The 19,733-nt window shown below is 63.5% G+C and carries 17 protein-coding genes; 6 read left to right on the plus strand and 11 right to left on the minus strand.

The features are described 5' to 3' along the window. Positions 1 to 41 precede the first annotated feature (41 nt). Positions 42 to 1,616: a sugar ABC transporter ATP-binding protein gene (locus tag HRU92_RS11805; protein WP_172124545.1), complete on the plus strand. Its 1,575-nt coding sequence runs from the start codon at positions 42 to 44 to the stop codon at positions 1,614 to 1,616. Beyond that, positions 1,613 to 2,629, plus strand: coding sequence for an ABC transporter permease (locus HRU92_RS11810; RefSeq protein ID WP_172124547.1), 1,017 nt, complete (start codon positions 1,613 to 1,615; stop codon positions 2,627 to 2,629). The genes HRU92_RS11805 and HRU92_RS11810 overlap by 4 nt, the downstream gene beginning before the upstream one ends. A gap of 6 nt (positions 2,630 to 2,635) precedes the next feature. Here HRU92_RS11810 and dinB read toward each other — a convergent pair whose 3' ends face one another. The 3 genes from dinB to HRU92_RS11825 all read right to left on the minus strand — a co-directional run bounded on the left by dinB (position 2,636) and on the right by HRU92_RS11825 (position 6,358). Continuing rightward, positions 2,636 to 3,715, minus strand: a complete 1,080-nt coding sequence (gene dinB, locus HRU92_RS11815) for a DNA polymerase IV (protein ID WP_349236868.1) — start codon at positions 3,713 to 3,715, stop codon at positions 2,636 to 2,638. A gap of 71 nt (positions 3,716 to 3,786) precedes the next feature. Further along, positions 3,787 to 5,856 (minus strand): ATP-dependent helicase, encoded by a 2,070-nt coding sequence (locus HRU92_RS11820; RefSeq protein ID WP_349236723.1) that lies wholly within the window; start codon positions 5,854 to 5,856, stop codon positions 3,787 to 3,789. Positions 5,857 to 5,953: 97 nt separating this feature from the next. Continuing rightward, positions 5,954 to 6,358 carry a DUF3224 domain-containing protein gene (locus tag HRU92_RS11825; RefSeq protein WP_172124551.1) on the minus strand — a complete coding sequence of 135 codons (405 nt, stop codon included), beginning with the start codon at positions 6,356 to 6,358 and terminating at the stop codon, positions 5,954 to 5,956. Between the two features lie 229 nt (positions 6,359 to 6,587). On the opposite strand from HRU92_RS11825, the gene HRU92_RS11830 reads away from it, so the two are divergent. Then, entirely contained in the window at positions 6,588 to 8,885 is a 2,298-nt protein-coding gene (locus tag HRU92_RS11830; protein ID WP_173088191.1) for a Tex family protein, read from the plus strand. Positions 8,886 to 8,913: 28 nt separating this feature from the next. On the opposite strand, the gene HRU92_RS11835 is transcribed toward HRU92_RS11830, so the two are convergent. From HRU92_RS11835 to HRU92_RS11860, 6 genes are all read right to left on the minus strand, one after another. Next, positions 8,914 to 9,135, minus strand: a complete 222-nt coding sequence (locus HRU92_RS11835; RefSeq protein WP_172124555.1) for a hypothetical protein — start codon at positions 9,133 to 9,135, stop codon at positions 8,914 to 8,916. A 59-nt stretch (positions 9,136 to 9,194) separates the two neighbouring features. Beyond that, a complete protein-coding gene (locus HRU92_RS11840; protein ID WP_172124557.1) occupies positions 9,195 to 10,088 on the minus strand; it encodes an SDR family oxidoreductase in 894 nt (297 codons plus the stop codon). 143 nt (positions 10,089 to 10,231) lie between these two features. Next, a complete protein-coding gene (locus HRU92_RS11845; protein WP_172124559.1) occupies positions 10,232 to 11,173 on the minus strand; it encodes an ABC transporter substrate-binding protein in 942 nt (313 codons plus the stop codon). A gap of 73 nt (positions 11,174 to 11,246) precedes the next feature. After that, complete coding sequence (locus tag HRU92_RS11850; protein WP_172124561.1) at positions 11,247 to 12,278, minus strand: zinc-binding alcohol dehydrogenase family protein; 1,032 nt, start codon at positions 12,276 to 12,278, stop codon at positions 11,247 to 11,249. Beyond that, positions 12,275 to 13,048 carry an ATP-binding cassette domain-containing protein gene (locus HRU92_RS11855; protein ID WP_210258569.1) on the minus strand — a complete coding sequence of 258 codons (774 nt, stop codon included), beginning with the start codon at positions 13,046 to 13,048 and terminating at the stop codon, positions 12,275 to 12,277. Before HRU92_RS11855 ends, HRU92_RS11850 begins: the two co-directional genes overlap by 4 nt. Before the next feature lie 41 nt (positions 13,049 to 13,089). Next, positions 13,090 to 14,109, minus strand: a complete 1,020-nt coding sequence (locus HRU92_RS11860) for an ABC transporter permease (RefSeq protein ID WP_172124563.1) — start codon at positions 14,107 to 14,109, stop codon at positions 13,090 to 13,092. Between the two features lie 110 nt (positions 14,110 to 14,219). Between HRU92_RS11860 and HRU92_RS11865 the strand changes: the two genes are divergently transcribed. Next, positions 14,220 to 15,122, plus strand: coding sequence for a GntR family transcriptional regulator (locus tag HRU92_RS11865; protein ID WP_173088193.1), 903 nt, complete (start codon positions 14,220 to 14,222; stop codon positions 15,120 to 15,122). 17 nt (positions 15,123 to 15,139) lie between these two features. Here the strand turns inward: HRU92_RS11865 and HRU92_RS11870 are convergent, their stop codons facing one another. Both HRU92_RS11870 and ugpC read right to left on the minus strand, forming a co-directional pair. Further along, positions 15,140 to 16,108, minus strand: coding sequence for a sugar-binding transcriptional regulator (locus HRU92_RS11870; RefSeq protein WP_172124567.1), 969 nt, complete (start codon positions 16,106 to 16,108; stop codon positions 15,140 to 15,142). Positions 16,109 to 16,216: 108 nt separating this feature from the next. Beyond that, complete coding sequence (gene ugpC, locus HRU92_RS11875; RefSeq protein ID WP_172124568.1) at positions 16,217 to 17,266, minus strand: sn-glycerol-3-phosphate ABC transporter ATP-binding protein UgpC; 1,050 nt, start codon at positions 17,264 to 17,266, stop codon at positions 16,217 to 16,219. 234 nt (positions 17,267 to 17,500) lie between these two features. On the opposite strand from ugpC, the gene HRU92_RS11880 reads away from it, so the two are divergent. Continuing rightward, positions 17,501 to 18,754 (plus strand): extracellular solute-binding protein, encoded by a 1,254-nt coding sequence (locus tag HRU92_RS11880; RefSeq protein WP_248307128.1) that lies wholly within the window; start codon positions 17,501 to 17,503, stop codon positions 18,752 to 18,754. Between the two features lie 58 nt (positions 18,755 to 18,812). After that, positions 18,813 to 19,733, plus strand: a complete 921-nt coding sequence (locus HRU92_RS11885) for an ABC transporter permease subunit (RefSeq protein WP_172125138.1) — start codon at positions 18,813 to 18,815, stop codon at positions 19,731 to 19,733.

Consider the following 19,733-nt stretch of genomic DNA (forward strand, 5'->3'; position numbering starts at 1 on the left):
GCCCGGCCGGTTGCTTGCGCCAGACCCAGGAGGACAGGCCGATGGCAGCTCTTGCCACGTCACAGCCGTCGACGCCGCCCCTGCTCGAAGTGATGGGGGTATCAAAACATTTTGCCGGTGTCACAGCGCTCAGTGATGTGTCGCTAGATGTGCGCCCGGGTGAAATCCTGGGACTTTTGGGGGAAAACGGGGCGGGCAAGTCCACCCTGCTCAAGATCCTCTCGGGCGCGCAGCCGCCCTCGAGCGGGCGCATCGTTTTTGCCGGGCAGGATTATCGGCCCGCAACGCCCCAGGCGGCCAAGCGCGCCGGGATTGTGACGATCTACCAGGAACTGAGCCTCATCCCGACGCTGTCGGTGGCCGAGAACATCTTTATCGGTCGCGCGCCGGTCGGACCGCTGCGCATCATCGACTGGGGCCGCATGCGCCAGGAAACCCGCAGCATCATCGCGCGGGTGGGGCTCAGCATCGACCCCGATACGCCGGTTTCGGCGCTGTCGGTAGCCGAGCAGCAATTGGTCGAGATCGCCCGGGCGCTGTCGCTCGAAAGCCGACTGATCATCATGGATGAGCCGACCTCGGCCCTGACCGAGACCGAGGTCAGCCAGCTGCTCGCCATCATGGCCCGCCTGCGCGAGGAAGGCGTCGCCATCATGTTCGTCACCCACCGGCTCGAGGAAGCCTCGGCCATTTGCGATCGCATGACCGTGCTGCGCGATGGGCGACTGGCGGGCCACTTGCTGCGGGAAGGCGGTCCGATCCCCCTGCCCCGGATCATCGAGAAAATGGTGGGGCGCGCGGCCTCCGAGCTTTATACGCGGCCGGCGCAGCGGCATGCCGCGGGCCAGGTGCGCCTCAGCGTGCGCGGCTTGCAGACCATCCGCGATCCCGAAGCGCCCCATGCCATCGTGCTGGCAGGCATCGATCTTGATCTCAAGGCCGGCGAGATCCTGGGGGTGGCGGGGCTGGTGGGCTCGGGCCGGACCGAGTTGGCGCGGGCCATTTTCGGCGCCGACCGCATTGCAGCAGGCACAATGACGCTGGACGGGCAAACCATTGCCCCCGCCTCACCGGCCCACGCCATCGCGCTAGGGATCGGGCTCGTGCCCGAAGACCGCAAGCACCAGGCCATCTTTCCCATTCTCTCGATCCTGCAGAATTTTTCCATCGCCACGCTCGAGGCTTATTCCAATCGCCTGGGGATCATGACCGAGCGGCGCGAACGTCAGGCCTTGGGCGAGTTCAAGAAAATGCTCTCGATCCGCATGGCCTCTCCCGACCAGCCCATTGCCGGACTTTCGGGCGGCAACCAGCAAAAGGTGATCCTGGCGCGCTGGCTGGCGCGAGACCCCAAGGTGCTGATCGTCGATGAGCCCACAAGGGGGGTGGATGTGGGCGCCAAGGCCGAGGTGCACCAGATCCTCGTGCAACTCGCGGCGCGCGGGATCGCGGTGATGGTAATTTCATCCGAGCTCCCCGAGATCCTCGCGGTCAGCGACCGCATCGTCACCATGCGGCAGGGGCGCGTGAGCGGCACGATGCTCGCCAGCGAGGCGAGCGAAGAAAAGCTGATGGCGCTGATGGCGCTCGACCAGCCAGGGGGAGAACACCAATGAGCAGCACGACCGAACCGGTTCGGCGCAGCGGCCCTAATGGCTTTGCCATTGCCAAGCGCTTTGGTCCCCTGATCTTTCTCGTGGCGCTGATCGTGGTGTTCACCGCCATGAAGCCCAGCTTCATCGACCCCATCAATGTCTTCAACATCATGCGGCAAATCTCGATCACCGGGCTGATCGCGCTGGGCATGACCTTCGTCATCCTGACCGCGGGGATCGATCTCAGTGTCGGCTCGCTGCTGGCGTTCTGCGGCATGATCGCCGCCGTGGTGGCCAAAGGGGGCACGGCCAATTCGATGTCGCTGTCCGCTTCCGGATCTTCGGGGTTCGGCTGGTTTGCGGCGCTGCTTGCCGCGCTTGTGGTTGGCGCCCTGTGCGGCGCGGTGCAAGGGCTGACCATCACCCGGCTCAAAGTGCCGCCCTTCGTCGTGACGCTGGGGGGCCTCACGATCTTTCGCGGGCTGACGCTCACCGTGTCCAATGGCGGGCCCATATCGGGGTTTGATCCGGCCATGCGCTGGTTCGGCACCGGCCTTGTGGGCCCCGTCCCCGTGCCGGTGATCATCTTTGCGGTGGCCGCGGTGCTGTGCCATCTGGTGCTGCGCTATACCCGCTATGGCCGCTCGGTATACGCGGTAGGCGGTAATGCGGAGGCAGCGCGGCTGTCGGGGTTGCGGGTCGATCGCATCCTTGTTTCGGTTTACGTGATCGTGGGGTTCTTCTCGGGCCTTGCCGCCTTTGTGCTGGCAGCGCGGCTCAATTCCGCCGAAGCGGTGGCGGGGGCCGGCTACGAGCTGACGGTGATCTCGGCCGTGGTGATTGGGGGCACGTCGCTCTTTGGCGGCATCGGCAGCGTGGGGGGCACGGTGATCGGGGCGGCGCTGATCGGGGTGCTGCAGAACGGGCTGCAGTTCAACAATGTCTCGTCCTATACCCAGAGCATCGTGATCGGTTTGATCCTGATCCTCGCCGTGGCTTTTGATCGCTGGCTCAAATCGCGGGCGCGGCTCTAGGCAGGCTCAGTCCTGGATGGGCAGGACCATCTGCTTGGGTGTGGCGGTGCTGCTGGAAGGCGTGAAGGCGGAGATGGTGACGCCCAGAAGGCGCACGGGTTTTCTGGGCGGAAAGGTCTGCGCCAGCAATTCGTCCACCGCCTGGGCCAGTTCGGCAGCGCTGCTGACCGGCTCCGGCCGGCTTCTGGCACGGGTAATTTGCTCAAAATCAGCGAACTTGACCTTCAAGGTGACGGTGCGGCCATAAAGCCCGCGCTTTTCGCCGCCCGCCCAGACCTTGTTGATCAGCGGCCGCGTCAGGGTGCGTGCTTCATCAAGGGTGGTGATGTCCTGCCCGAACGTGTCCTCAGCGCCAATGGACTTGCGCTCGCGATTGGGTTTGACCTCGCGGTGGTCGATTCCCTGGGCGAGGTCGAACCAATATTGGGCCGAGCGCCCGAAATGGGCGACCATCTCGTCCATGGTGAGCGCTGCAAGATCGGCCCCGGTCATGATGCCGAGCCGGTGCATGCGCGCCGCGGTCGCGGGCCCGACGCCATGGAATTTTTCGATCGGCAGGGCGGCCACGAACTGGGCACCGCGCTCGGGGGGGATAACGAAATAATTGTTGGGCTTGCGGTAACCCGAAGCAATCTTGGCGAGGAACTTGTTGTAGCTGATCCCCGCCGAGGCATTGAGGCCGGTGACTTCCTTGATCCGGCTGCGGATCGTATTGGCGACATCCCGCGCGAGGGTAATGCCCTGCTTGTTGTGGGTGACATCGAGATAGGCCTCGTCCAGCGACAGCGGCTCGATCAGATCGGTATGCGCGCGAAAGATCTCGTGGATCTGGGCGGAGACCGCGCGATAAACGTCAAAGCGCGGGGGCACGAAGATGAGCTCGGGGCATTTGCGCATCGCCGTGACGGAAGCCAGCGCCGAATAAACCCCGAAGGCCCGCGCTTCATAGCTGGCGGCCGCCACCACACCCCGCGCGGCGCCATGACCCACCGCGACCGGCTTGCCGCGCAGCTCGGGATTATCGCGCTGCTCGACGGAGGCGTAGAAGGCGTCCATATCGATATGAATGATCTTGCGGATGCTCACGAGGACGGCCTTGTTTCACCTGCCGAGCATAGGGGCGGAGCGGTCAGCCGGTGTCAGCAGACTGACCATGGCTATTTTGCCCACATGTTGCGCATGCGCGCGCCAAGATCGGCCTGCACCGGCGTGGGGGTAAACCCATCAGGCTGATAGGGCTTTACCGGGGGCCATAAAATATCTTCGAAACTGCCTAGCGTCGCGCGGGGAATGAAGCGGGTGCGTTGGGCGTACAGATGCCGGTCGCCATGGCGCGACTGCTGGGTGACGTAAAACCGTTGTGGCACCAGCAGATGCAGCTCGTCGCGGGCCCGGGTCATTGCCACGTAAAGCAGGCGCCGCTCTTCTTCCAGTTCATGGGTGCTGCCGGTGCCCAGATCGGAGGGAATGCAGCCATCCACCACATTGAGCACATGCACCGCCTTCCATTCCTGCCCCTTGGCCGAATGAATGGTGGACAAGATGAGGTAGTCTTCATCGAGCAGCGGCACCCCCGCCTGATCGCTCGTCGCCTCGGGCGGATCCAGCGTCAGATCGGTCAGGAACCGCTCGCGGCTGGGATAGCCTGCCCCGATCTGCTCGAGTTGAACGATATCGGCCTGCCGGATGCTGGCATCCTCATAGGTGTGCTCCATGAGGGGCTCGTACCAGAGCCGGGCATAGCCCAGCTCGGCCGGCCAGCCGGCATCACGCCGGGAGAGGCGAGTGACGAGTTCCACGAGCTCCTTCCAGCCCTGACCCGAGCGCGGAGGTTGGGGGATTTCTCCCAGAGCCCAAACGGGATCGGGCCCGGTCGCCAGCGCATCGAGCACCTTGCCGGCGGCCGCAGGGCCAATGCCCGGCAGCAGCTGGAGCACGCGGAACCCGGCCACCCGGTCACGCGGATTTTCCACCCAGCGCAGCAGCGCCAGCAGGTCCTTGATATGGGCGGCGTCGAGAAATTTGAGGCCACCGAATTTGACAAAGGGGATGTTGCGGCGCGTGAGCTCGATCTCGAGCGGGCCGGAATGGCTCGAGGTGCGAAACAGCACCGCCTGCTGCTTGAGCAACACGCCGCCTTCGCGCGCTTCGAGCACCTTTTCCACGACGTAGCGCGCCTGGTCAGCCTCGTCGCGCACGGTGACGAGCAGCGGCTTGGCCTCGGACTGCCGCTCGGTCCAGAGATTTTTGGTGAAGCGCTCGCTGGCCTGCTCGATCACCGCATTGGCTGCGGCAAGGATCGGCTGGGTGGAGCGGTAGTTGCGATCAAGGGTGACGATGTCGGCCGCGGGCGAAAAGGCCGTTGGGAAATCGAGGATGTTGCGGACGGTCGCGGCGCGGAAGGAATAGATCGACTGGGCATCGTCGCCGACGACGGTCAGCCCCTGCCCCTGCGGCTTGAGGGCGAGGAGGATCGAGGCCTGTAGCTGGTTGGTGTCCTGATATTCATCCACCAGCACATGATCGAACCGGCTGGCGAGATTGGCTGCGATGGCCGGCTCCTCCATCATCCCGGCCCAATACAGCAGCAGGTCATCGTAATCGAGCACGTTCTGCCCCTGCTTGGCCGAGACATAGGCGGCAAACAGGGCACGCAGCTCGCTTTCCCACATGGCGCACCAGGGGAAAACGGTTTTGAGCACCTCGGCCAGATCACCCTGCGCGTTGACCACACGCGAATAGATAGCGAGGCACGTGCCCTTGGTGGGGAACCGGCTCTTGGCGCCGCTCAAGCCCAGATCGTGGCGCGCGAGGTTCATGAGATCGGCGGAGTCATCGCGATCATGGATGGTGAAGGCAGGGTCAAGCCCGATCTGGACGGCGTGTTCGCGCAGGAGACGCGCGCCGATGCCATGAAAGGTGCCGGCCCAGGCGAGAGCATCCCCGGCCCCACCCGTATTGGTACCGAGGACGCGCGCCAAGATCCGTTCGACTCGGCGGGTCATCTCGCCGGCGCCACGCCGTGAAAAGGTGAGGAGGAGGATACGCCGGGGATCGGCACCATTGACGACAAGATGGGCGACCCGATGGGCCAGCGTATTGGTTTTGCCTGAGCCAGCGCCGGCAATCACCAGCAGCGGCGAGGAGCGATCAGCCCCAACCCCATGCTCCACCGCCCGGCGTTGCTCGGGGTTCAGGGTCTCCAGATATGAGGTATCGAACGCCACGAATCGCAAGGCTCCAGCTAGGCGGGCACCGAACCGTATTCCTGTTTTGTTCGCAAGAGCCGTGGCCAAGATGTCGCGGAAGCGCGGGCGTGTTGCGCTAGCCGAAGGTGTAATCGAACCAGATGTGATGCAGCTCCGCATCAATGCTGATGCCGCCCGTTCCGGTGATGCCCGCCAGCTCCCCGGTGCCACTGCCCTCGACAATGGCGAAGAATTCGTTGGCTCGATCGCTCCCCTGGGTGGCCGCCGAATGAAGGAAGTTGAAGCTGCCCCGCTTGTCCCCAAGCGCACCTTCAAAACTCTCCATGGCAAGGTACGACCCCACGCCCGAGACGCGATCAAAGGCGAAGGTGAAGATCGTGGTCGAGCGGCCGCTGACCTCGCCGGTATAGAGCTTCTCCATCGTGCTCACCCCCACGGGCAAGCCGGTGACCACCGCGTCTGGCACGGCTAGGTCTGCCTGCTGGAACCCCGAGACGGTGAATGTTCCACTGACCTTCATTCCTAACCTCCCCTCCGGTTCTGCTGCTATCATGCACGAGAACATTCAAAGAACAACACCGCTGCGAGCACATGATTCATCTGCCAGGGCGCGGGTTCCGACACCGGCATATTGCGGACATGGTTTATCCCCATGGGAACGCACAACCGGGGAAAAACCCGCCCGATCGGGTGTGACCTGCCGCGCGAGGCGACTATGGTCGCGCCAGCCGAACCCAAGAAGAAGAGCCATGTCCGAACTCGACACCCGCATTGCCGCCCAGATCGCCACCGAGGTGGGGGCCCGCCCGGCCCAGGTTGGTGCGGCGGTGGAACTGCTCGATGGTGGCGCCACGGTGCCCTTTATCGCGCGCTACCGCAAGGAAGTGACGGGCGGGCTCGATGACACGCAGTTGCGGCTCCTCGCCGAGCGGCTGACCTATCTGCGCGAACTCGAAGCGCGGCGGGCGGCGATCCTTAAATCGATCAACGAGCAGGGCAAGCTCACCCCCCAGCTCACCGCCTCCATCACGGGCGCGGCGACCAAGGCGGAACTGGAAGACTTCTACCTGCCCTTCAAGCCCAAGCGGCGCACCAAGGCGGAGATTGCGCGCGAGCGCGGGCTGGGGCCACTGGCAGAGGCCATTCTCGCCAATCGCAATGCCGACCCAGCAGCGCTGGCACAAGCTTACCTCAACGAACACGTACCCGGCACCAAGGAAGCGCTGGAGGGCGCGCGCGATATCGTGGTCGAGGGACTGACCGAGAACGCCGGCCTGCTCGGGCAATTGCGCAGCTATATGCGCGACAAGGCGATGCTGAGCGCCAAGGTGCTCAAGGGCAAGGAAGACGCCGGGGCCAAGTTCTCCGACTATTTTGCCCATTCGGAACGCTGGAACAAGGTCGCCGGCCACCGCGCGCTGGCGATGATGCGCGGACGCGACGAGGAATTTCTGAGCCTCGACATCGAGGTGGACGCCGACCTGCCCGACCCCGTCAAGCCGGCCGAGCGGCTGGTGGCGGGCGCGCTCAAGGCGCAGGGCAATGGCGCGGGCGACAACTGGCTGCGCGAGGTTGCGGGCTGGGCCTGGCGGACGCGGCTGCGTGCGTCCTTGTCGGTGGACCTGATGGTGGAACTACGCGAACGCGCCGAAGCCGAGGCCATTTCCGTGTTTGCCCGCAACCTCAAGGACCTGCTGCTCGCGGCACCCGCTGGCGCTCGGGCCACGATGGGGCTCGATCCCGGCATCCGCACCGGGGTCAAGGTCGCGGTGATCGACCCCACCGGCAAGGTGCTCGATACGGCGACGATCTACCCGTTCCAGCCCCGCAACGACGTGGTGGGGGCGCAAGCGGCTATCCAGGCGCTGATCCAGAAGCATCGGGTCGAACTTATTGCTATCGGCAATGGCACCGGCAGCCGGGAAACCGAAAAACTCGTCGCCGACCTCATCGAACGCCTGCCGGCGCCCAAACCGACCAAGGTGATTGTTTCGGAAGCGGGGGCTTCGGTTTATTCGGCGTCGCAGCTTGCAGCGACCGAGTTCCCCAATCTCGATGTGTCACTGCGCGGGGCGGTGTCCATCGCGCGGCGCCTGCAGGATCCGCTGGCCGAGCTGGTCAAGATCGAGCCCCAGGCGATCGGGGTCGGGCAATACCAGCACGATGTCGACCAGAACCGGCTCGGGCGCTCGCTCGACGCGGTGGTGGAAGACGCGGTGAACGCGGTAGGCGTTGATCTCAACACCGCTTCAGCGCCCCTCCTTGCGCGGATTTCGGGCCTTGGCGCCTCGGTTGCCGAAGCCATTGTCAGCTATCGCGATGCCAATGGGCCGTTCCAATCGCGCAAGGCGCTGCTCAAGGTGCCACGGCTGGGCCAGCGCACTTTCGAGCAAAGCGCGGGGTTCTTGCGCATCACCGATGGCACCGAGCCGCTCGATGCGTCCTCGGTTCACCCCGAGGCCTATGGCGTGGCGCGCCGGATCGTTGCGGCCTGCGGGCGGGATTTGCGCACGCTGATGGGCGACAAGGCGGCGCTGGCCGGGCTCGATCCCAGGAGCTTTGTCGATGAGCGTTTCGGCCTGCCTACCGTACGCGATATTTTGGCCGAGCTGGAAAAGCCCGGCCGCGACCCGCGCCCAGCCTTCAAGACCGCGACCTTTGCCGAAGGCGTGGATGACATCAAGCATCTCAAGCCCGGCATGATGCTGGAGGGCACGGTGACCAATGTCGCCGCCTTTGGTGCCTTTGTGGATATTGGCGTGCATCAGGATGGGCTGGTGCATGTCTCGCAACTGGCTGACAAATTCGTCAAGGACCCCCATGAGGTGGTCAAGGCGGGCGATGTGGTAAAGGTTCGCGTGGTCGAGGTGGACCTGCCGCGCAAACGCATCGGGCTAACCATGCGCAGGGATGGCGAGGCCGCCGCGCCGCGCGAACGTGGTCGTGAGCAGCCAATACGCCCCAGCCAACGCCCGCCGCAGGAAGCCAAGCGCAGCACCGGCTCGCTGGGCGACATGCTGAGCGCTGCGATGCGCAACAAGAAGTAGCGCCGCCGACTGTGAGCCGGCGGCTAAATCAGAACAGCCGCCGGCGGGCGCGGCTACCAGCCGAAACAATGGGCACTACCGCAAGCAGGATCATGCCGACCATGCCCCCGATCGCCAGGAACCCGGCGGGGGTAATCTCGGCATCGACCTCAAGGCTTGCACGGCCCCAGGCCCAGCGGACGCGGGCTCGGGCCGGCGCATTGGGTGTTGCCCGAACCGGCACGAGCTTGCCGGTGGCCTCCTCGTCCATGATGAACTCCGTTGCTGTGGAAAGGAGCCGGGCACAGGGGCCCGGCCCATGAAGGCGCGTCAGGCGATGCCGGCGCCGCCGGTGACGCCAAACACTTCGCCGGTGATGTAGCTGGCTTCCTGGGACGCGAGCAGCACATAGATGGGCGCCAGCTCGACCGGCTGCCCCGGGCGGCCAAAGGCGCTGTCCGAGCCCATCTGCATGACCTTTTCCTCGGGCTGGCCGCCGCTCGACTGCAGGGGCGTCCAGAACGGGCCGGGGGCCACGGAATTGACGCGCACGCCGTTCTCGATCAGCTGCTTGGAGAGGGCCTTGGTATAGGCGACGATGCCGGCCTTGGTGGTGGCGTAATCAAGCAGGATGGCCGAGGGCTCATAGGCTTGGATGGAGGCCGTGGTGATCACGGCAGCGCCCGGCTTGAGATGCGGCACGGCTGCCTGGGCGATCCAGTGCATGGCGTAGAGATTGGTCTTCATCGTCTTGTCGAAATCGGCCGAGGTGACCTTGTCAATCGACTCGCGGTTCTGCTGCCGGCCGGCATTGATGACGAGGATATCGAGTCCGCCCAGCCCCTCGACGGCCTGGCTCACCAGCTGCTGGCACCAGTTTTCATCGGTGATGTCGCCGGGAAGCGCGATGGCCTTGCGCCCTTCGGCTTCGATCAGCTTGATCACCTCCTGCGCGTCGCTTGACTCGGCCTCAAGAAAGGAGATGGCGACATCCGCGCCTTCGCGGGCATACGCGATGGCCGCGGCCCGGCCAATGCCGGAATCGCCGCCAGTGATCAGCGCCTTGCGGCCCTTGAGCTTGCCCGAGCCCTGATAGGAGCTTTCGCCATGATCGGGCACCGGATCCATTTTGGCGGCCAGACCAGGGATGGGTTGCGGCTGGCGTGGGAACGGGGGCTGGGGATATTGGCTGCGCGGGTCCTGCATGGTGAGGCGATCGGTCATGGCTCTCTCTCGAAGTGGGATGCCATGACCAACGACGGGTGCGGGCGTGAGTTCCGCGGCAGAAGCGCGCTACAGCTTGCGATGGCGCAACATTGTCGGGTGAAAAACCCGGACGGACGCGGTGCCTGCCCGGGTAGAGTTGCTTAGTACAGCACGTTCTGCGCTTCGGGCTGGTCGATATTGTCCTTGGTGACAAGGACGACGCCGGTATCGATCTGCTCCTCGAGGGTTTTGCCGCCCAGAAGGTCGAGCGCGGCCTGCACGCCCAGTTCGCCCATCTGGTAGGAGCCCTGGACGAGAATGCCCGAGAGCGTGCCGTCCTTGACGAAGGCCTGCAGGTCCTCGTTGCCATCAAAACCGATGGCAGTCAGCTGGCCGGCCTTGCCGGCCTGCACGATGGCGCGGCCCATGCCGATGGCGGTGGGCTCATTGGCGCCAAAGATCGCCACCAAGTCGGGATTGGCAGCCAGCACGTCGGTGGTCTGGTTGAGGGCGGTGGCCATCTGGGACTGGGAGTAATAGGGGCCGACGATTTCGAGCTCGCTATTGCCCTTCAGATATTCGGTGAAGCAGCCGACGCGGCCGATCTCCGAGCCAACACCGGCGACATAAGACATGACGGCAACCTTGCCGGTGGTGCCGGCGCCATCGATCACGGCCTGAGCAGCCATTTCGCCCGCCTTGCAGTTATCGGTGGAAAGGAACGTCTGGTAGAGGCCTGCGCCGCTTTCACCCAAGGCGGAGTCGATGATGGCGACGGGAATGCCCGCTTCGTTGGCGCGGCGCACGACCGGCACCAGTGCTTCGGGGTCGGAAGGGGCTAGGACGATGCCCGCGACCCCGCGATTGACCGCGTTTTCCACCAGGTTAACCTGGTCGGCCACGGCGGCTTCCGAAGCGGGGCCGTCAAAGCTCAGCGTGTGCTCGGAATTGCCTTCGAGTGCGGCGGCAGCGCCCTTGTTGACGTTCTGCCAGAAGTTCGAGTTGGTGGTCTTGACGATCACGGCGATTTCGCCGGCCGAAGCGGCGGCGATGGTGAGGCAAAGCGCGGATGCGACGGTGCCAAGCAGGACAGATTTCTTCATGTTACTCCTCCGATAATGAAGCTTGGTGGTTAGGCGTTCTGACGAGCCGTAAGCCGGCGCGTTTTGCTGAACATCATGGCCGAACCACAGCCTTGATCAGGCTTTCCCGATCCTCCGCCAGTTCGGCAAAGCGGCGCGGCAGATCGGCCAGGTCGATCTCCTCGGACAGCAGCGCCGCCGTAGCGATCTGCCCCGCCCGGATCGCGGCCATCACGCGCTCGAAATCGGCGCGCAGTGCGTTGCGGCTGCCGATGATGCGCGCTTCGCGCTTGTGAAACTCGGCATCGCTGAAGGTGATATCGCCCTTGACGACGCTGACCAGCACATAGGTGGAGCCATGCGCCAGCAGGGAGAAGCCGGCTTCGATCGCCTTGCCAGAACCGGTGGCGTCAAAAACGACGTCAAAACCATCAGCCAGATCGCCGACGAGAATGGCGCCGGGATCACTATACAAGTGCCCAAAGCCGAACCGCTTGCCGGCGAGCTCTAGGCGGCGCGGGCTGAGATCCAGCAGGTGTACATCAGCGCCAGCCAGACGGGCAAACAGCGCTACACCCAGACCGATGGGGCCGGCGCCCGTGACCAGCACTCGGTCGTTTTGGCGCAATTCCGAGCGGGCCACCGCATGGGCGCCAATGGCGAGGAACTCGACCATGGCTGCCTGCAACTCGGAAAGACCCGTGGCCGGATAAAGATTGCCAAGGGGCACGGCAATACGGCTACACAGGCCGCCGTCGCGATGCACGCCAAGCACTTCGATGCGGGTGCAGCAATTGGGCTTGCCCCGGCTGCAGGCGCGGCAGGTGCCGCAGGACACATAGGGATTGATGACGACAAGTTCGCCCGCGGCCATGTCACCGGCCGCCTCGACCAGCCGACCCGACAGCTCGTGCCCGATCACCCGTGGATATTGCAGATAAGGGTGCTTGCCTTCAAAGATATGGTAATCGGTGCCGCACAGCCCGACTGCGGCAATATCCACCAGCGCCCAGCCTTCCGGCGCCTCGGCGGGACGGGGGGCCTGGCGCAGCTCGAACAACCCCGGCTCCACACAGGTGCCGACGGTCATGGTGCCCAACGCGTTGACCTGAACGGCCTCGTTCATTGCAGAACTCCTTGTTGGCGCGACTGCCAGTTGTCGGGCAGCGCGCCCTTGATGATGAGGCTGAGCACGTCGTCCTTGCTGACCTCGCCGATCGCATGCGAGCCCACTTTTTCGCCGCGGTTCATCACGACGACGCGGTCGCAAAGGTCGAACACGTCGTGCATGTCGTGGCTGATGAGGAAGATGCCCAGGCCCTCGTCGCGCAGCTGCTTGATGAGTTCGCCCACCATGGCGGTTTCGGCCGGCCCGAGCGCCGCGGTAGGCTCGTCCATGATGAGGATCTTGGCGTCGAAATAGATCGCGCGGGCGATGGCAATGACCTGGCGCTGGCCGCCCGAAAGGCGCGCCACAGCATCGGTCAGGTTGCGGAAATTGGGGTTGAGCCGCGCCAAGACACGCTTGGATTCCTCAAGCATGCGCTTGTCATCGAGATTGCCCCAACGCGTGCGCAACTCCCGCCCGAGAAAGAGGTTGGCCGGCGCATCGAGATGCTCGGCCAGGGCCAGGGTCTGGTAAATGGTTTCAATGCCCTGGTCGCGGGCATCGGTGGGGGAGTTAAGGGAGGCGACTTCCCCCCGGATGCGGATTTCGCCCGCGCTCGGAGTCATGGCGCCCGAGAGGATGCGCATCAGGCAGGACTTGCCCGCGCCGTTGTGGCCGAGCAGGCCCACCACTTCGCCGGCATGCAGATCAAGGCTGACGCCGTTGACCGCGCAAACGCCGCCAAAGTGCTTCTCAATGTCGATCATTTCAACCAATCGCGTGGTCATGGTCTGCCCCCGGTGTGAAGCTGGTGTTTGCTGGGAGATGATCATCGGTGGCGCAACTGATCGATAAAGACAGCCAGGATCACCACGATGCCGATGACGATCTGCTGGATGAAGGATGAGACACCGGCCATGTTGAGGCCATTGCGCAGCACGCCGATGATGAAGGCGCCGATCATGGTGCCCGAAATCGTGCCGACCCCACCCATGAGAGACGCGCCGCCGATCACCGCCGAAGCGATGGCGTCGAGCTCGTACATCACCCCTTCATTGGGCTGGGCGGTCACGAGGCGCGACATCAGCACATTGCCCGCAACGCCGGCGAGGCCGCCCGACAGCATATAGGCGGCAATCTTGGTGCGATCGACATTGACGCCGGCCAGCCGCGCCGCTTCCTCGTTGGAGCCGGTGGCATAAAGATGCCGGCCCAGCGGACGGCGGCGCAGCACATAGGCGGCGATGAGGGCGATGATGACGAGAAGAATGACTGGGTAGGGGATACCCGGAAAGACGACGCGCGACAGGCCATTGGGCAGCTTTTCAACCATGCGCCAAAGAGCGCCATTGCCCAGCCAGCCAAAGGCCTCGCCCAGCTGCGAAATCGGCGCGGCGCCGGTCAGCTGCAGCGCAGTGCCGCGCGCGATCAACATCATGCCGAGTGTGGCGACAAAGGGCGTGATCTTGAGCTTGGTGATGACCAGACCATTGGCGAGGCCGCAAAGGGCCCCTACCCCGACGCCGGCCAGCATGCCGAGCGGCACGGGAACGCCGGCCTTGACCAGCATGCCGGTAGCCGTGCCCGAAAGGGCGAGCACTGCGCCCACGGACAGATCGATGCCGCCGGTGATGATCACCATGGTCATGCCAATGCCAAGAAGCGCGATGACCGAGGTCTGCAGCAAAACGGTCAGGCCGTTATTCACCGACAGAAAGGCTGCATTGCCGAAGGCGAAGACCGCGATCAGGATCGCCAGCGTGAACAAGGCGGAGAGCTTGTGCAGCGTTTCCCCGTTGATCCGGCCCGTGGGCCAGGATGTGCCGGTGGTGCTTTGGACGGCCGCCATGACTCTCCCAACTTTTCTGTTTTAAATTATTGAAACCAGCCTTTCGCCATTGCCTCTGCCCTGTCAATTGTTTTTAATGATTGTCGACAAATGTACCGGGAGCGCCTTGAGTGGCCAGAACTGACGAGCGCTTTCGCGAAGCTTTCAACAGCTTGCTGGATCGTTGCGAGGCGCTTGTACCAGGCGACCAATTGCCAGCCGAACTGGCGCTGGCGGCCGATCTCGAGGTGAGCCGGACCGTAGTGCGGGCAGCGCTTGAGCGCATGAAAGCCGAAGGCTTGATCGAGTGGAATGGCCGGCAAAAGACCTTGGTGCGTTTGCCCAAGCCGATCGACAGGCTGGCGGTGCAGGCCGACCAGATTTCCCTCGATGAACTTGAGCGGCAGTTCCTCGACTGGATCTTGCGGTTCGACGTGGCGCCCGGCACCGCGCTCAACGTCACCTATCTCGCCAAGACCTTCCGCGTGACCGCCTATGGCCTGCAGGAGTTTCTGGCTTCACTCAGCCGTTTCGGGCTGGTGCGGCGTCGCCCGAGGGGCGGCTGGGAGCTGGTGGGGTTCACCCGCGATTATGCCGTTGAACTGTCGGACTTCCGCATGGTGCTTGAGCTCAATGCGGTTTCCCATGTGATTTCCCTGCCGCCGAGCGATCCGATCTGGGAGCGACTTGCCGTGCTCAAGGCGGATCACCGGCAACTCGCCGCTGAGATTGATACGCGCTACCACGATTTTTCGCTGCTCGATGAGCGCTTCCACACCACGATCGGCAAAACGGTGCGGAACCGGTTTGCCAGCGAGTTCCAAAAGGTCATCACCCTCGTTTTTCACTACCATTACCAGTGGGACAAAAAGGACGAGCGCGAGCGCAACACGGCTGCGGTGGGGGAGCATTTGCGGCTGATTGAGGCCTTGCAGGCGCGCGATGAGCAGGCAGCCCTCACCGCTGCCCGGGAGCACCTGCAAACTTCCAAGCAAACCCTGCTCAACTCGCTACGCATTCACGCCCTGCCCTGATGGCGGCAGTGCCGGGCCTACCTCTCCCGCGTCAGTGCAAGCGCCTTGCGAGCGGTGTCTTCGTCGCAGACCAGGGCGCTACCCATGCGGGAGCGCAGGGCCCCGGCAATAGCGGCGGCCTTGGACAAGCCGCCGGCGGCAAAGATGACACGAGGCACCTTGGCGAGGATGGCGAGGGGAAGAGCAACGGCCCGGCTGTTGATCTCGTGGTCGATCAGGGCGCCGTCCCGGTTGATGAACTGGCCCAGGATATCGCCGACCGCGCCGGCATCAAGGAGCGACTGCAGCTCCACGTCCTGGGGCAGGCCATAGCGCATCAGCAGTGAGCGATCCGACAGGTCCCCGATACTGACGAGGATGATGTCGTTCCGAGCGATGCGGTCAAAGGCGCTTTGAAACTCGCGTTGGTTGAGGATGGCGTCGCGCGACTGGGCACTGTCGGCATAAACCGGCGCGGCGAGATAAGCGCATTCGGCATTGAGCTGGCGGGCCAGATCGCTGGCGATGTCGAAGGTGTTGATGGCCAGCCCGCGGGTGAGGCCGCCGATCACCGAGCTGACGCAAAGCTGGGGATATTTGGCGGCGGGCACGAAGCGCACCATCTCGCGCAAGGTCGCGCCCCAGGCGGTGCCGACACCCGAGACCTCGTTGCTGCTCAAGAGCTGCATCAAGTATTGTGCGGTTGCTTCGCCGATCAGCACCGGGACCATGTCGAGGTCCTTGGGGGTGGGCAGGATGATGGCCCGCTCCAGCCCGAACTCCGTCATCAGTTCCTGCTCGAGCTCGATGCAACTGGTCAGGCTGGTGTTGAGCGTGATGGTCACGAGCCCGGTGCGCCGCGCATCATTGATCAGCTTGTTGATGCGCGGGCGATTGGTCGAGAGCAGATCGGCTATCTCGGCCTGCGTGCGCCCTTCCTTGAAATAAAGCCAGGCGACGCGCACCAGGGTTTGGTCAAAAGGATGCTCGCCTGGCGTCAATTGCATGAAGATCTCTACCCGTCTGGCCGTAACACGGTCAGGCCCTTACCACAATTGCACAGTGGCCCGGCTCAGTTTCACTGTGCAAGCGCCTGCGGTCACTGCCATGGCCAACTATTGCGTGGCAATACGCTGGGTGGTTTCGGCGTTGAACTGGTGCAAGGCCGCGTGCTCTGCCCAAAGGGTGATGGTCTTGCCATCTTCGATGCCGCTGGCATCGTCGAGGCTGGCGACCAGCGGATCGGCATAGCCGTCCAGTCGTAGATGCACATGGAACTCGTTGCCCAGCGGCTCCACCAGTTCCACGACGCCCGTGAAGCTGATGGCGGGAGCGGCAGGCTGGACCAACGAAAGCGAGTCCGGACGAACGCCCACGATGTCGGCCGCAGGATCATAGATGGGATGACCGACCGCCGCCGATCCCAGCACCTTGATCGGCAAAAGGTTCATCGGCGGGGAGCCGATAAAGCTCGCGACAAACAGGGTCGCGGGGGTCTGGTAGACCTCCATGGGCGTGCCGATCTGCTCGATCCGGCCGGCATTCATCACCACCAACCGGTCGGCCAGGGTCATGGCTTCCATCTGGTCATGGGTGACGTAGATGGAGGTCGTACGCAGCCGGCGCTGCAGCTTGCGAATCTCGACCCGCATCTGCACGCGCAGCTTGGCGTCGAGGTTGGACAGCGGCTCGTCAAAGAGGAACGCGGCAGGGTTGCGGACAATGGCGCGCCCCATGGCCACGCGCTGGCGCTGCCCGCCCGAAAGCTGTCCAGGACGGCGATCGAGCAAGGGGCCGATCTCGAGAATGCGCGCGGCTTCTTCGACCCGGCTGGCAATATCGAATTTGGAATAATGGCGATTGCGCAGGCCATAGGAGAGGTTCTCGCGCACCGACATATGCGGATAAAGCGCGTAGTTCTGGAACACCATGGCAATGTCCCGATCGGCCGGTTCGACCGTGCTCACATCCTTGTCGCTGATGCGCAGAACGCCCGAGCTGATCGATTCGAGCCCGGCCACCATGCGCAGCAGCGTGGATTTTCCACAACCCGAGGGCCCCACCAGGACGATCATCTCGCCATCTTCGATACTGAGGCTAACCCCTTTCACCGCCTCTACATTTCCGTAGCGCTTGCGCAGGTTGTCGAGTTCGATGCTGGCTATATCCGGGCTCCTCCGTTCACTGTCTTACATTTGTAACATGACGTTGACACTATTCAAGGGTCCCGCTAGCGTTGCTCATGCTCCGTTAGAGAGCGGACTGGCCGCCCAGTCTGGGCGAACCCCAATGAGGAGGGCTTAATGAAGATTTCCAAGTCCAGATTGCCTGGCTTTATCAACGCTGCTGCGGGCCTCGTGACCGCTTCGGTGTCGGTTCTGGCGCTGACCGCTCCCGCCATGGCTCAGGATCGCATCACCATAGAGTGGTGGCATGCACTGGGTGGGCGCCTGACGCCCATCGTCGACGAGCTCGTCACCAAGTTCAACGATTCCCAGGACGAGTTTCAGCTGGTTGCCACCAACAAGGGCAACTACGAAGAAGCCATGGCTGCCATGATCGCGGCTTATCGCGTCAAGCAGCACCCCGTGCTGTCGCAGACCTCAGAGCGCACCTTCCTGACCATGATCCATTCCGGCGCCACCAAGCCGGTGCCTGAGCTGATGGAAGAGCAGGGCTATGACATCGACTGGAGCAATTTCGTTGCCCCTGTCGCCGAATACTATTTCCAGGATGGCAAGCCGGCAGCGATGCCGTTCAACTCCTCCACCCCAGTGTTCTGGTACAATGCGGACCACTTCAAGGCCGCCGGCTTTGATGCACCGGGCGAAACCTGGCAGGAAGTCGAGCAGCAGCTTTATGCGATCAAGGAGCAGGGCATCAATGATTGCTCCATGGCCTTGGCGCGCGACTTTGTCTGGAGCCTGATCGAGAACTATTCGGCCATGCACGACCAGCAATATGGCACGCTTGCCAATGGCTTTGATGGGCTGGCAACCGAGTTCACCTTCAACAAGAGCCCACTGGTCGTCGGCCAGCTCGAGCGCCTGGACAAGTGGATGGATGACGGCGTCCTCCAGATCGCCGGCCAAGGCCTCAACCCCGAGGAGCTGTTTATTTCGGGCAAGTGCTCCACCATCACTGCCTCCACCGCCGCGCATGCCGGCGTGGAAGCGGGCGCGCAGTTCAACTGGGGTGCCACTTATCTCCCCCACGAAGAAGGTGTTGAGCCCAAGAACAGCACCATCGGTGGCGGCGCACTCTGGGTTTTGGCCAACAAGAGCGAAGAAGAATACAAGGGCGCCGCAGCGTTCCTGAACTTCGTGGCCTCTCCGGAAATCCAGACCTGGTGGGCTGGTGCGACCGGCTATGTGCCCGTGACCAACCAGGCCTATGACAAGTTCAAGGCGGACGGCTACTACGACGAGCATCCGACGCGCGAAATTGCCATTCTCCAGCTCAACCGCGGCACCCCGACCGAAAACTCGCGCGGCTTCCGCTTTGGCAACCACAACCAGATCTTCGAGATCATGAACCAGGAAATCCAGGGCGTCTGGACGGGTCAGCAGACTCCCCAGGAAGCATTGGACAAGTCCGTTGCTCGCGGCAACGAGGTCCTGCGTCAGTTCGAGCAGCTCAATGCCAACAAGTGAAGACGTCATTCTAGCAGGGAGCGCCTCCGGGCGCTCCCCCAGCTTTGACCTGCGCGGCATGGTGGCAGGGCTCCTGCGTCCGTCCGATGCCGGGCTCAAAGCCAACCATTTCAAGCGCCCTGGCCTGGCTGCCGCGCTGCTGGCGCCGCAGCTGCTGATCCTGCTGTTTTTCTTCTTTATCCCGTCCTACAAGGCGCTTTCGCTGGCCTTTGTGCAGGTGGATCCGTTTGGCGGCAACACCATGTGGGTGGGCCTTTCCAACTTCACCCAGCTGTTTTCCAGCGCCGAATATCGCGCCAGCGCCTCCTTCACCGTGTTTTTCACCGTGGTGACGAGCGTCGCGACGCTCCTGTTTGCGGGCATCTTTGCTTTCGCCACCGATTTCGTGGTGCGCGGCAAGGGCATCTACAAGAGCATCATCCTGCTCCCCTATGCCATTGCCCCCGTGATCTCGGGCGTCCTTTGGGCCTTCCTGTTCAATCCGGCAGTTGGCCCCATCGCGCAGTTCCTCCACTCCCTCGGCATCCCGTGGGACCCCAATCGCCGTCCGGCCGATGCCCAGACGCTGCTGATCATCGCGGCCGTGTGGAAGCACATCTGCTACAATTATATTTTCCTGGCCGCCGCCTTGCTGGCCGTCCCTACCTCCCTGCTTGAAGCGGCCACGCTCGATGGCGCCAAGCCCTTGCGCCGGTTCTTCACCGTGTCGCTGCCGCTGGTGACGCCAACCATCTTCTTCCTGATCGTCATGAACTTCGTTTACGCGATGTTCGAGACCTTCGGCATTGTCGATGCGGTTACCAGAGGCGGTCCGGCAGCAGCCACCAATATCCTGGTCTACAAGGTCTACCAGGAAGGCTTTGTGCAGCTGAACCTGGGTTCATCGGCCGCCCAGTCGGTGGTGCTGATGATCGTGGCGATTGCCTTCACCGTCCTGCAGTTCCGCGCCCTTGAGCGCAAAGTCAATTATGGGGTCTGA

The sequence above is a fragment of the Devosia sp. 1635 genome (genome assembly GCF_013185955.1).
In the GTDB taxonomy this organism is placed as follows: Bacteria; Pseudomonadota; Alphaproteobacteria; order Rhizobiales; family Devosiaceae; genus Devosia.